Origin of the sequence: Allosalinactinospora lopnorensis, from assembly GCF_000981225.1 — a bacterium.
GTDB classification, from domain to species: domain Bacteria; phylum Actinomycetota; class Actinomycetes; order Streptosporangiales; family Streptosporangiaceae; genus Allosalinactinospora; species Allosalinactinospora lopnorensis.
In genome coordinates, this window is the sequence record NZ_LAJC01000043.1 from 35,223 (window position 1) to 48,203 (window position 12,981).

At 70.8% G+C, this 12,981-nt stretch carries 12 protein-coding genes and 2 pseudogenes; 6 read left to right on the forward strand and 8 right to left on the reverse strand.

From position 1 onward, the window contains the following. Positions 1-8: 8 nt before the first annotated feature. From VS93_RS16250 to menB, 5 genes and pseudogenes are all read right to left on the reverse strand, one after another. On the reverse strand, positions 9-539 hold the full coding sequence (locus VS93_RS16250) for a cupin domain-containing protein (RefSeq protein WP_338022754.1): 531 nt from the start codon (positions 537-539) through the stop codon (positions 9-11). A 92-nt stretch (positions 540-631) separates the two neighbouring features. Beyond that, a pseudogene (locus VS93_RS33040) lies at positions 632-793 on the reverse strand (cupin domain-containing protein); the annotation flags it as partial. Positions 794-852: 59 nt separating this feature from the next. Then, the gene (gene menD, locus VS93_RS16255) at positions 853-2,523 is read right to left on the reverse strand and encodes a 2-succinyl-5-enolpyruvyl-6-hydroxy-3-cyclohexene-1-carboxylic-acid synthase (protein WP_046470766.1); all 1,671 of its coding nucleotides are present in this window, start codon (positions 2,521-2,523) and stop codon (positions 853-855) included. A 396-nt stretch (positions 2,524-2,919) separates the two neighbouring features. Continuing rightward, positions 2,920-3,906: an o-succinylbenzoate synthase gene (locus VS93_RS16260; protein ID WP_046470767.1), complete on the reverse strand. Its 987-nt coding sequence runs from the start codon at positions 3,904-3,906 to the stop codon at positions 2,920-2,922. 265 nt (positions 3,907-4,171) lie between these two features. Continuing rightward, a pseudogene (gene menB, locus VS93_RS16265) lies at positions 4,172-4,998 on the reverse strand (1,4-dihydroxy-2-naphthoyl-CoA synthase). 214 nt (positions 4,999-5,212) lie between these two features. Between menB and VS93_RS16270 the strand changes: the two are divergent. The 3 genes from VS93_RS16270 to VS93_RS16280 all read left to right on the forward strand — a co-directional run bounded on the left by VS93_RS16270 (position 5,213) and on the right by VS93_RS16280 (position 8,682). Further along, positions 5,213-6,409 carry an AMP-binding protein gene (locus VS93_RS16270; protein WP_046470768.1) on the forward strand — a complete coding sequence of 399 codons (1,197 nt, stop codon included), beginning with the start codon at positions 5,213-5,215 and terminating at the stop codon, positions 6,407-6,409. A gap of 395 nt (positions 6,410-6,804) precedes the next feature. After that, positions 6,805-8,154: an RNA polymerase sigma factor gene (locus VS93_RS16275; RefSeq protein ID WP_046470769.1), complete on the forward strand. Its 1,350-nt coding sequence runs from the start codon at positions 6,805-6,807 to the stop codon at positions 8,152-8,154. Positions 8,155-8,334: 180 nt separating this feature from the next. Next, the gene (locus tag VS93_RS16280; RefSeq protein WP_046470770.1) at positions 8,335-8,682 is read left to right on the forward strand and encodes a hypothetical protein; all 348 of its coding nucleotides are present in this window, start codon (positions 8,335-8,337) and stop codon (positions 8,680-8,682) included. Between the two features lie 32 nt (positions 8,683-8,714). Here VS93_RS16280 and VS93_RS16285 read toward each other — a convergent pair whose 3' ends face one another. Together VS93_RS16285 and VS93_RS16290 are read right to left on the reverse strand one after the other, a co-directional pair. Further along, positions 8,715-9,092, reverse strand: a complete 378-nt coding sequence (locus VS93_RS16285; RefSeq protein WP_046470771.1) for a GntR family transcriptional regulator — start codon at positions 9,090-9,092, stop codon at positions 8,715-8,717. Between the two features lie 113 nt (positions 9,093-9,205). Then, on the reverse strand, positions 9,206-9,604 hold the full coding sequence (locus tag VS93_RS16290; protein ID WP_046470772.1) for a hypothetical protein: 399 nt from the start codon (positions 9,602-9,604) through the stop codon (positions 9,206-9,208). Between the two features lie 154 nt (positions 9,605-9,758). On the opposite strand from VS93_RS16290, the gene VS93_RS16295 reads away from it, so the two are divergent. From VS93_RS16295 to VS93_RS16305, 3 genes are all read left to right on the forward strand, one after another. Beyond that, entirely contained in the window at positions 9,759-10,418 is a 660-nt protein-coding gene (locus VS93_RS16295; RefSeq protein ID WP_046470773.1) for a TetR/AcrR family transcriptional regulator, read from the forward strand. A gap of 172 nt (positions 10,419-10,590) precedes the next feature. Continuing rightward, positions 10,591-11,235, forward strand: coding sequence for a DUF1326 domain-containing protein (locus VS93_RS16300; protein WP_046470774.1), 645 nt, complete (start codon positions 10,591-10,593; stop codon positions 11,233-11,235). Then, positions 11,232-12,038, forward strand: a complete 807-nt coding sequence (locus tag VS93_RS16305; RefSeq protein WP_046470775.1) for a DUF2182 domain-containing protein — start codon at positions 11,232-11,234, stop codon at positions 12,036-12,038. The genes VS93_RS16300 and VS93_RS16305 overlap by 4 nt, the downstream gene beginning before the upstream one ends. A 13-nt stretch (positions 12,039-12,051) precedes the next feature. On the opposite strand, the gene VS93_RS16310 is transcribed toward VS93_RS16305, so the two are convergent. Next, the coding region (locus tag VS93_RS16310) for an ABC transporter ATP-binding protein (RefSeq protein WP_046470776.1) at positions 12,052-12,981 on the reverse strand (930 nt) is incomplete at its 5' end.

Below are 12,981 nucleotides of genomic sequence, written 5' to 3' on the forward strand. Positions count from 1 at the left end.
CCGCCGCGCTACTCGGGTGCGACCTCGAAGTCCGCGAACTCGAACCCCGGGGACACGAAGCAGCTGACCACCGCCTCCGCAGCGGTGAGGAGGCGCGCCGCCTGCCAGGTACCGCCCGGCACCAGAACCTGCAGTACCTGCCCCGCCTCGATACGCGGGCCGAGCGTCCAGGACCGCCCCTCGACCGGGCGCTCGCCCGTACCGCCCAGGGTCAGTTCCAGCGGCCCGCCGCGGTTGAAGACCCAGACCTCGTCGGAACGCACCCGGTGCCAGCGCGAATGCTCGCCGGGACAGAGCAGGAAGTGGATGCCCGAAGCGGTGTCGCGCTCTCCCGGATATCCCGGCGGCCGGACGCCGACGCCGGTGCGCCAGGTGGGCCGGTACCAGCCCCCTTCCGGGTGCGGGAGCAGGTCCAGCGTGTCAGCGGTGTCGCTCCGCTGCTCCACCGCCGTGAACGCGCCCGCAGGGCCCCGGCGGAGGTAGCGCACACCGGTGACGGCCGCACGCCGGATCGGGCCGTAGATGTGCGGGAACTCCACCCGGGGACGGCCCCGGGCGGCGGGGCGGGCGACGCCGCTTCCCAGCGCACCTCGGCGTCCAGGCGCCCGGTGTCGATGACGAGTGCCACCTGCTGCTCGGCCGCGTCACGGTAGAACGCGTTGGCCACCGCGAGGAGGGTCGGGACGTCCGGCGAGGCGTGCGCGAACCCCTCGGTCTTCAACGAATCGGGCACGATGTCGCCGCGGGAGTCGCGCCACCGGCTCATCCCGGTCATATGGAGGACGTGGGGCATGCGCCCAGTATCGCGTTCCGTTCGCCGGTCCGGCTCAGGCCCCCTGGGAACGGCGATCGTCACCCGCTCACGGCGCGGGTCACGGTGTCCTGCAGTCGGCGGCGAAGAGCAGCGGAGTCGACGCGGCCGGTGCGTACCTCGATGATGCGCATCCCCTCCCCCAGCAGGATCTTGGGCAGGTCGGTCGCCCACTCCAGCCGGGTATAGGGCAGATCGGCCATCGCGGCCACGCGCTCCATGGAGACTCCGTGCGGAGTACCGAAGACCCGCTCGAAATCGGGGTGTCCGGCCTGCTCCAGGCCGGAGAAGATACCGCCGCCGTCGTTGTTGACGACCACGATCGCCAGATCGGGTCTGGGCTCCTCAGGACCGATGACCAGGCCGTTCTGGTCATGCAGCAGGGCGAGGTCGCCGAGCAGCGCGTAGCCGCACCCTCCGCCGTCGCGCTGGTGGGCCAGCGCGGCTCCGGCGGCGGTGGAGACGGTGCCGTCGATACCGCTGACTCCCCGGTTGCCGATGATCCTGATCCCGCAACGGGCCTCCATAGCCGCGTCGAGATCCCGGACCGGCATGCTGGAACCGGCGAACAGCAGCGATCCGTTGGGCAGCTGACCGGCCAGGTCGCGCGCCAGGCGCGGTTCGCTGAGCGCCTCCTCCTCGTCGAGCAGCGCGTCCGTAGCGGCCCGGGCAGCGGTTTCGGCCGCCCACCACGAGGCCGACCAGTCGCTGTGGGGGGTCGCGTCCCGCGGGGCGGTGACAGCGGGGACCACATCGGTGGCGGTGCGGACCGGGTCGTCGAAGGACCTGGGATCGCCCACGACGACGTGCCTGGAGGCGCGCCGCAGGTAGGCCAGTAACTGCCGGGAGAGGCCGGGCCGTCCCACGCTCACCACGAGTTCCGGCTCGTGTCGGGCGACGAACCCGGGCACCGCCAGCAGTTGGCGGTACGACGAGGCCGCATCGCCGCGACGGGCGTTCGACGTGGGTTCGGCCAGCAGCGGCCACCCCGTCTCGGCCGCGAGCGCCAGGTAGGGAAGGGGGTCGTAGTCGCCGTCGCCGCAGACGATGACGCCTCGCTCCACCGGCGGCAGCTCCATCGGGGCGGGCTCCTGCGGGGGGGCCGGCCGCTCGATCCACGCCCGGCTGTTCGCGCGCCCGGCCAGCGGTTCGGGCCACTCCTGGCCCGCCTCCGAGTCGTCGGGAACCAGCGGGTCGCGGAAGGCCAGGTTGAGGTGGACCGGCCCGGGCCGGTCCATGATCGAGGCGGCCCAGGCACGGCAGGCCAGGGAGCGCCAGTAGTCGACCGCGCCCGGAACCGGCTCGGGAACGCCCACCTCGGTGAAGAACCGCACGGCGGTGCCGTAGAGCTCGATCTGGTCGATCGTCTGGTTGGCTCCGGTGCCGCGCAGCTCCGGAGGGCGGTCGGCGGTGAGCAGCAGCAGCGGAATCCGGCTCTGGTCGGCCTCCAGCACGGCCGGATGGAAGTTGGCGGCCGCCGTCCCCGAGGTGCAGACCAGGGCGACAGTGCGTCTGGACGCCCGGGCCAACCCAAGGGCCAGAAAGGACGCGGACCGTTCGTCGATGCGGACATGCACCCGGATCTCGGGGTGGGCGACCAGTGCCAGCGCCAAGGGGGTGGAGCGCGACCCCGGGGCGACAACGGCCTCGGCCAGCCCGCACCGGGCAAGCTCATCGACGAGGACACGCGCCAGAGCGGTAGACGGGTTCATCCAGGCTGCTCTCAAGTCGTCACGTAGCTGTCAGTATCAGCGGGTCCCCTGTGGCCTCCCTTCGCGCCACACCGCTCGGTCAGCGGCCGGCACACGGGCACGCGGTACCGCGCTTCCAGGCGCCCATTACCCCGAACGTGGCCTCCGATACTGGCTCCGGCCCCGCTTCCTCACGGCAACGCGTTCCGCCAGCCCGGTCATCTCACATCCGGAGGCGACACCGACCACATCGCCGCGGCCGCTACCGTCCAGTATCACGGCAGTCTCCGAGGGCCGCTCCCCGAGGCCCCGGAACGCGCGGCGGCCGCGCGGACTCTCGCGCGCTGTCCGGCTCCGCCGCGGGGCGCGAAATCCCCGAGCAGCGGCGCGGACACTCCGCCGGCCATGTACCGGCGGTCATGGTGCGACCTCCGGGCCGGCCTGCCGTCGCCACTCCCTGCGGGCGGCCGCCATTCGCTCCTGCCAGGGCCCAGGCTCGATCTCGACGGCCTGCAACCGCTGCTCGTCCACTTCGGGCGCGCTCACCGGAAGGTAGCCGCCGACCGGCAGCAGCGGCTCGGCGCACACGTCCGCGGTGAGCAGGTGCATCGTCGCCAGTCCGCAGGCGTAGGGCAGCTTCGGCAGCGCCGCGGCGAGCGCGACACCCGCCGCGAGCCCCACGGAGGTCTCCACGGCACTGGAGACGACGACGGGCAGCCCGCACTCCTCAGCGACCCGCAACGCCGGGCGCACCCCGCCCAGCGGCTGCACCTTCAGCACCACGATGTCGGCGGCACCGGCCGCGCTGACCTTGAGCGGGTCCTCCGCCCGCCGGATCGACTCGTCGGCGGCGACCGGGACATCGCTGCGGCTGCGCACCTGCGCCAGCTCCGGCAGAGTGGCGCAGGGTTGCTCGACGTACTCCAGGTCGAAACGACGCAGCTCATCGAGCATCCGAACCGCGGTTTCGACGTCCCAGGCACCATTGACGTCAATACGCACCCGGCCCTGCGGGCCGATGGCGCCGCGCACCGCCTCCAGCCGCGCGATGTCGTCAGCGGAGGACTGCCCGGGGTCGGCGACCTTCACCTTCGCGGTCCGGCAGCCGGAGTGCGCGACGATCCGCTCGGCCTCGTCCGGGCCGACAGCAGGCACCGTGACGTTGACCGGTACCCGCTCGCGCACCGGAGCGGGCCATCCCGTCTCAGCGGCCTCGTAGCAGGCTGCCCACCAGCGGGCGCACTCGGCGGGACCGTACTCGGCGAAGGGGGAGAACTCCCCCCAGCCCGCAGCGCCGCGCACCAGGACACCTTCGCGGGCCGTGACCCCGCGGAACCGGGTCTGCATGGGGATCGAGAATGCCGTCCGGGGGTCATCAGGTTCTCGGGCGTGGGGATCCGGCATTCAGGCCGGATAGGGAACGCCCTCCTCCTTCCTGGCGGTATGGGCGCAGCCGCCGCGCCGCAGCGGGGGGGCATGGTGGACGAGCCGGCCGTGACCGCGCCCGTCCAGGAAGCGGGGGTCGGGCGGCTGCTCCCCCGGGTCCCGGCGCCCGGCGGGCGGGCCGCGCAGCGGGGCGGGACCACTGGCCCGCAGGGGGCGTAGCCATCGAGGTCACCTCCATTCCGCGTTGGCCGGGACTCCGGTGACGACGGGGGCGCAGGGCCCGTTACGGGCGGCGCGGGAACCTGTCGAACTCCGGGCGGCGCTTCTCCTTGAAGCGTCGCGCCCCTCTTGGGCCTCCTCGCTCATGTAGTAGAGCATCGTGGCGTCCCCGGCGAACTGCTGCATGCCGGCCGCGCCGTCGCTGACCGCGTTGATGGCGCCCTTGACCATGCGCAGCGCCAGCGGGGACTTCTCCAGCATCTCCCGCGCCCAGGAGACGGTCTCCGTCTCCAGTTGCTCCAGCGGGACGACCGTGTTGACCATGCCCATGTCCAGAGCCTCCTGCGCGCTGTACTGGCGGCACAGGTACCAGATCTCACGCGCCTTCTTCAGCCCGACGGTCTGGGCGAGCAGCCACGACCCGTACCCCCCGTCGAACGAGCCCACCTTCGGCCCGGTCTGGCCGAACTTGGCGTTGTCCGCGGCGATCGTCAGGTCGCAACAGACCTGCAGCACGTTTCCGCCGCCGATCGACCAGCCCGCCACCATGCAGATCACCGGTTTGGGCAGCCGGCGGATCTGCACCTGCAGGTCGAGCACGTTGAGCCGGCCGATGCCCTGCCTGGCCACGTTGTCGTCGCCCATGTAGCCGTCGTCGCCGCGGATCCTCTGGTCACCGCCGGAGCAGAACGCCTGGTCGCCGGCGCCGGTGAAGATGATTACCCCGACCTCGGAATCGTCGCGGGCGACGTTGAACGCGTCCTGGAGCTCGAACAGCGTCTGCGGGCGGAACGCGTTGTGCCGCTCGGGCCGGTTGATCGTGATCTTGGCGATGCCCTCGGCGGTCTCGTAGATGATGTCGGAGTACTCGCCCGATCTCTGCCAGCTCAGACCATTCACGATTCTCGGTTCTCCTTACGCGACACTGCGGACGACGCTGTACAGCGGCGGGACGGCCGGCGGCACCGGAATCCCCTCCGCCGCTGTACCGGTCAGAGGCCAACCTTAATAGTTCCGCCGCACGGCGCCGCACCGGACGTCCGCAAACCCCCTCCGCCACAGGGACGCCGAAGGGCCTCACCACCGGTGGCGTTAACGTGGGAGCGTGTCGAACCGACCCCTGCAAGCGGTGGCCGGGGTGGAGCCCGCCCACTTCAGCGCGCTCCTCTCCGGCGCCCTGGACGGACGCGGTCCCGCACTGCTACCGATCGACAAGGATACGCCTGCGCCGCGGGTGAACGCCCTGCTGCGGGCCCTCCGCCCCGCCTCGCTGCGGACTCCCGAAGGCGTCACCGCCCTGAACGGCGGAACAGGCACCTCCGAGGACACCGCTCTGGTCGTGGCCACCTCCGGCTCCACCGGCGAGCCCAAAGGCGTGGAACTGTCCTCCGCGGCGCTGCTGGCCTCGGCCCGCGCCTCGGTGCGCAGGATCGGCGCGGGCCGCGCCGACCCCTGGCTCTGCCTGCTGCCCACCGCGCACATAGCGGGCATCCAGGTCATCCTGCGCGCCCTGGCCAACGGGCGCGAACCGGTGTTCCGGGATTTCAGCGTCGAGATGACGATGGCTGCCGCTGCCGATCTCCGCCCATACGTGTCCCTCGTCCCCACCCAGCTGCGCAGGCTGCTGGCCGCAGGCGCCGACCTGTCGCCGTTCCGGGCGATCCTCCTGGGGGGCGCCGCGGCCCAGGAGGATCTGCTCTTGGCCGCCCGCGACGCCGGCGGCCGGATCGTCACAACCTACGGGATGAGCGAGACCTGCGGCGGCTGCGTCTACGACGGCGTTCCGCTCGACGGCATGCGTGCCGAGTTGGAGCCCGGTGGCCGGGTGCTGCTGACCGGACCGGCCCTGTTCTCCGGGTACCGGCTCGACCCCCGGAGGACGGCCGAGCACCTGGTGCGGGAGGCGGACGGGCGAACCTGGTTCCGCAGCAGCGATCTGGGCCGGTTCGACGGGGAGGGCCGGCTCCGGATACGCGGCAGGGTCGACGACGTGATCAACACCGGCGGGCGCAAGGTCGTCGGTACCGAGGTGGCGGCGCTGCTCGCACGGCTCGATTCGGTCGCTGAAGCCGTCGTGGTCGGCCGCCCGGACCGTGAATGGGGTCAGCGCGTCACCGCGGTCGTGGTTCCCGCGGATCCCGGTGCACCGCCCACGCTTGACGCGCTGCGCTCATGGGTAGCCGGCCACCTACCCCGCTACGCCGCACCACACGAACTGGATCTGCGCCGGACGATACCGTTGCTCGTCACTGGAAAACCCGACATAGTCGCCCTTCGGCACCCGTCCACCGCTCCCGATTGACCTGGCGGTGCGTGGGCAGGATGATCGACATCTGCGGTTGTATCCTGCGCGAACCATGAACCGGAACTTCCTGGCATTCGTGGGCGTCTATTAGGACATCCTGCTTTTCTCCCCCATGAGTAAGGAGGCGGCGCTGTGCTGATCACCCGGTTCTCGGGGCGCTCCGCGCATGGCAGCGCCCCCGGGGAGCCCGCCCGAAGGCCACTGCCCCATACCCGCTCGGGGGACCTGTCGGCCACAACGATGAGCGTGAATTACACCACGAACGCCGATATCCAATCGAGACCGGGAACATTTGACTCTCTGACACGTTAGACATAATGGCGCGCCAAGACGGCGGAGAACGAACGAAGCCGCCGCGTGCCTCACGTCTTGGAAGGGAGGGAGGTGCCCGCATGACGCGCACTGCCCTAGCCACTTCTCCCACGGTGGCGGAGACCGCAGACGGCAAAGAGGTCGCGTCGGCGGCTCTCGACGAGCTGATCACACGGGGGCGCTCCCAGGGACATCTGTCCCTCGCAGAGCTCCGCGCCGCGTTTTCCGCCGCCGGGATCAGTCCGGCCGACGGCCGCTCCATTCTGCGCGAACTCACCGATACCGGAGTGCGGCTCGCCAACGGGGGCGACGACGCCGCAGCGGTGGAGTCCGTAGACGCCGACGCCGAGGACGATGTGCTGGAGGAGACCCTCGCCACCACCAGTGAGCCCGTCGACACCAACGAGACTGGTGAACTTGACGAGATCGCCTCCGAGGGCCGTGGGCCGAAGGCATCCCCGGAACCGGAGATTCCCGAAGCCGACCTCGACGACCAGTCCCCGGCCATGGGCGACTCGGTCCACACGTACCTGAAGACCATCGGCCGCCGCCAACTACTCACCGCCGAGCAGGAGGTCGACCTCGCCAAGCGGATCGAGGCGGGGCTCTACGCCGAGTACCGGCTCGGAACCCTCGACGAGGCACCGGAGCCTGAGGAACTCGGCGACACCGAGCGCGAAGAGCTCGAATGGGTCGCCGAGGACGGCAGGCAGGCCAAGGCGCACATGCTGGAGGCCAACCTGCGACTGGTGGTCTCGGTCGCCAAGAAGTACAGCGACCGCGGCATGTCCCTGCTCGACGTCGTACAGGAGGGCAACCTCGGGTTGATCCGAGCGGTGGAGAAGTTCGACTACACCAAGGGCTTCAAGTTCTCCACGTACGCCATGTGGTGGATCCGCCAGGCGATACAGCGCGGCTTCGCGGACTCCGCACGCACCATCCGCCTCCCGGTCCACGTGCTGGAACTGCTCAGCAAGGTCAGCCGGCTTGAGCGCGACATGCACCAGACGCTGGGGCGCGAGCCGACACCGGAGGAGCTGGCGTTCGAGCTGGACAAGACCCCGCACCAGATCGAGGAACTGCTTCGGGTGACCCGTCAGCCGATCAGCCTCGACTCCACGATCGGCGAAGACGGCGAGACCCGGATCGGCGATCTCATCGAGGACATCGACGCCTCTGAGGCGTCCGAGGTGGTCGACCGCCAGCTCATGGCCGACCAGCTGCGTCGCGCGCTCGACGACCTCGAACCGCGCGAGGCGACCATAATGTCCCTGCGGTTCGGCCTGATGGACGGCCGACCCCGCACGCTCGACGAGATCGGCAAGCACCTGGGGCTGACCCGCGAGCGCATCCGCCAGCTGGAGAAGCAGTCGCTGTCCAAGCTGCGGCATCCCAGCAGGGCCCAGCAGCTGCTGGACTTCGCGAGCTGACCGCGGCCGACCGAAGCAACAGCACCCGACCCCGTGCCCGCCCCATTGGGAGCGGGCACGGGGTCTTTCGGTTCCGGCCGCGCCCACGCCGGGCCGCACCCTTCAGGGATGCCCCTGGGGTTTCCCTGAGTTTCCGGCCGAGCGAGCATACGGGGCGCGGGCCGGCGGGATACTGGAGCAATGGCAGAAGAGACCGTCCCCAGAGGCGAGGTGGCCGCGTCGTTGCGGGCCGGCCGCGAACTCGGCCCGGACTACGACGACGCCATCGCGGACTCGCTGGCCGAGCGCCTGGAACACACCATCGACGAACGCGTCCGTGTCCAGCTCGCCCGGCACCGGCCCCAGCCCGCCCGGCACCAGGGCATCGGGACGAACACGGCGCGCATGATCCTCGGCATCATCGCGCTGGGGCTGTCCGTGCCCCTCTCAGCGATCGGGGGAGCGCTCGTCGGGCCGGCCGGCCTGGTCGCGGCCTGGCTCGGGCTGATCACCTTCTACATCCTCACGGTGCGCGGCTTCGGCCATTGACCCCGGGCGCGGGGCGCCGGCGGGCGGTGCGGCTACACCGAAGGAGACGACTGGCGCAGTGCCGCCCGCACGATGTCGAGAGCCTCGCCGGAGCCGAGCCCGAGCCGGGCGATCACATCGGCGTACTCCTGAGCGGCGGCCACCGCCTCCGCGCGCTGGTCGTCTCCGCCCGCCGCGACGAAGGTCCCGGAACGGCCGCGCGTCTCGACCACTCCGGCCTGCTCCAGCTCGCGATAGGCGCGGGCCACCGTGTTGACCGCGACCGACAGCCGTTCCGCGAGAGCGCGGACCGTGGGCAGTTTGAAACCGACGGGGACGTCGCCGTTGGCGGCCGCGTTGGCCACGGAAGCCCGGATCTGTTCATACGGGGGCACCTTCGACGCTGGGTCTATCCGGATGAAATCCGGCATCCTCGCCCCCATTCCCTGCCGTGATCGGTGCCCGGGGCCCGGCCGTGACACTGCGCTTCCCACGATCCTGCCACCAATGGGCCGGGCGCGCACGTTCCGTTCCAGCTCGGCCGCTACCCGACCTCCAGGCTCCGCGGCACGCGCTCGATCCCGTGCAACCGGTGCGTTTCGCGTTCGGTGAGCAGCCGCTCGGCGAGCGCGGTGGTCTGCTTGACCTCGGGCCTGGCCAGGCGCTTGCGCCGGTAGATGCGATCGGTGAGACCGCGCGGGCCGATCAGCACACGCTCCTTGGCATAGGCCGCGCGCATCGCGTCCGTCAGCGCACGGTCGAGGGCCACTCCGCACCGCTTCAGTTCGGCGTAGTCCGTCCCATGCTCACGCGCGTCGTAGAGGTCGCGCTCGGCGGAGGCGACGGCCTTCAGCAGTTCGGGCAGCCGCTCGGCGAGCTCCTGGTCCTCGGCGTAGCGGCGCTGCGCGCTCTCATCGACCTTCCGGGAGGCCAACAACCCCATGCTCGCTCCATTCCGGCGTGTTCGAAAAAGTTCGATGCTGTTCTCGGACGCATGCAGTGTGGTCGGGGATCTACTTTAGAGGTGATGCGCGGCACCGCGCGCAAGGGGTGTCCCCGTATCACCACCTTTACAAAGTAAGTCTAGGATAGGGTGCGTGAGCCGTAACTACGCCGGTCTCAGCACCGAACGCATCATCGTCGAAGCCCTGCGCATCATCGACGGCCAGGGCCTGCGCCGACTGACCATGCGCCGCCTCGGAGACGCCCTCGAAGTCGAGGCGATGGCCATCTACCACCACTTTCCGCTGGGCAAGGAGCAGCTCTTCGACGCGATCGTTGAGTACATCACCGACGTCTCCCCCAGCGGGGCCTCCCAGGATGACGCCGAGGAGGACGGAGACCCCGCCGCGGCCCCTCCCGACGAGGAGCGCCCCTGGGACGAACGGCTGCGGGCCTGGGCCCGCGACTACCGGACGGCGCTGCTGGACCATTCCGGCGCGCTGAGCCTGCTCATCAACCGCAGACCGGACACGGCCGCCGCCATGCGCTCCCTGGAGATGCACTACGCCGCGTTCGCCGAGGCGGGGTTGACCGGCCGCGCCATTGTCGAGGCCGCGGCCGCGCTCGACTCCTATGTGACCGGCGCCGTCATCCACCAGGTGCGCGGTGAGGGACTGGCCAGCCCGCACCCGGCGGCGATGGACGGACGCTACCCGCACGTCGCTCGGCTGACCGAGGAGGAGACCACCCCCGAACAGCGCTTCAGCGCGGGCCTGGAGACCCTGCTGGCAGCCCTGGCACGGAACTCCGGTTAGCGCACACCGGCCCCGGAGAGGCGCTCACAGTGAGCCTCAGCGCCCGCCGGGCCGCGGCCCCGTCTCCCGCGTGTACGTTCTCGGCGCCAACCCTGCGTTTTTCCAGTCGAGCGGCGTAGACTTAGTGCCTCGCAAGTCACAGGGCCCATCCCCCCTCAGGAGGGGAGGAACCATGAACCAGGTTCCGCAGTGGCGCCTACAGGGCGACTGGTTCGACGTCTGCAAGTGCGACATCCCGTGCCCGTGCTATTTCGCGCAAGCGCCGACCTACGGCTCCTGCGACGGGACGCTCGTGTGGCACATCCGTGAGGGCCGGTACGGAGACGTCGTCCTCGACGGTCTGAACGTCCTGGCTCTGGGTGCGTTCACCGGAAATATCTGGGCCGGCGGCACCAAGGCCGCGATGGGGGTGTTCTTCGACGAACGGGCCGATGAGCGCCAACGTGCAGCGCTCCAGGCGATCTTCACCGGCCAGGCAGGAGGCTGGCCCAAGGGATTCGCCGAGCTCATCGGGGAGATGCGGGGCATGGAGTTCGCCCCCATCGAGTTCGACGTCGACGACGATCTGGAGTCGTGGAGCGCGCGCATCCCCGGGCGCGTCGAGGCCCGCGCCGAGGCCCTGGCGGGGCCGACGAGCCTGCCCGGACGGCGCGTGCAGGTGCACAACCCCGCGGGAAGCGAGGTCGGTCCGGGAACCGTGGCCACCCAGGGGGTGTCGGTCGCCGACCGGGCCGAGGGGTTCGCGTTCCAATGGGACCGGTCCGGCCAGTCGAGCAAGCACATGCGGTTCGACTGGAGCGGCCCTGACGAGCCGTGACCGGGCATACGACCCGCCGCGTGCGGCCGGAGTCGACCTGGGAGGCGGCACTGGTCGCGGGCCTGCTCGGGCTGGCGGCCCTGGCATGGGTGACCACCGGCCGGCTCGCCGATCCCCACATGCGCCTCGGACTGCTGACCGGGGTCGGCGAGATGATGCCCATGCACGCCGGGGGCGGCCCCGCGCCGGCGGCTCTGGGACTGTTCCTGGCCACCTGGGTCATCATGATGGCGGCGATGATGTTCCCGTCGGTCCTCCCGGTCGTCGTCACCTATGACCGCTGGGTCGCCCGGACCGACCGCCCCCGCGCGGCCACGGTCCTGTTCGTCAGCGGGTACCTACTCGTCTGGTCCGCCGCCGGGTTGCTCGCCTATACCGTCATCGTCCACCTGGTTCCGCTGCTGCCCTCGGGCGACACCGCCGTGAGGTTGGGGGCGGCGCTGCTCGTCCTGACGGGGCTGTACCAGTTCACGCCGCTGAAGCGGGCGTGTCTGCGCCAATGCCGGTCCCCGCTGGCATTCATCGCCGAGCACGCGGCGCGGCTCAGGTCAGGCGGACTGGCGGGGGTGCGGACCGGTGCCGTACACGGCGGCTACTGCCTGGGCTGCTGCTGGGCGCTGATGGTCGTCCTGGTACTTCTCGGTGTGATGAGCCTGGCCTGGATGGCACTGGTCGCGGGCGTGATCCTGCTGGAGAAGACACTGCCGCACGGCTGGCCGGTCAGTGGGATCGTCGGCGGTGCGCTCATGGCGGCCGGCGTCCTCCTGCTGATCGGAGCCCCGACGCTTCCGACGCCGGCCTGAGCCGCGGCGGCGTTCACACCGAGGTCGCGGCCTCCTCCGAGCCGGCGTGCCCGCGGAGCGCGGCCCGCTCGGCCCGGTGCTCGCGGGCCTCGTCGGGATCGAGCACCGGGGCGGCCGCCAGGAGCTGCCGGGTGTAGGGGTGGCTCGGGTTCTCATAGACCTCGTCGCCGTGGCTCATCTCCACGACCCGCCCCTTGCACATGACCGCGACCCTGTCGCTGACCTGGCGCACCACCGCCAGGTCGTGCGCGACGAAGATGAAGGTCAGCTCGAAGTCGTCCTGGAGTTCCGACAGCAACCGCAGCACCTGGTCCTGTGTCGACACGTCCAGCGCCGAGACGGGCTCATCGCAGATCACCAGCTTCGGGCGGAGGATCAGCGCCCGCGCGATCGCGATCCGCTGCCGCTGCCCGCCCGAGAACGCGTGCGGGAACCGGTTGTAGTGCCGCGGTTCCAGCCCCACCCGTTCCAGCAGCTCCTGCACACGGGTCTTGATGAGCCTGGTGTCGCGCACCCCCTGAACACGCAGCGCCGTTCCGATGCTGTCGCCGATGGTCACCCGCGGGTTCAGCGAGGAGTAGGGGTTCTGGAAGATCATCTGGACGTCGCGCCGCAGCGGGCGGAGCCGCCGTTCGGGCAGCCGGGTGATATCGCGCCCCTCGAAGGTGACCCTGCCCGCGGTCGGCTGCAGCAGCCGCATGACCATCCGCGCCAGGGTGCTCTTGCCCGAGCCCGACTCCCCGACGACGCCGAGGGTCTCCCCCTTGTACAGGTCGAAGGAGACGTCGTCGACCGCGTAGAAATCGCTGCCTCCGCTGAACGGGCCACCGCGCACCTTGAACCGCATACGCAGGTTCTCCGCCTTCAGCAGCGGCTCGCCGGCGCCGGGTTCCGCCTGCCGCGCCGGCTCCGGCGCGGCCCCGGCGCTCTCCGGCAGCGGGGG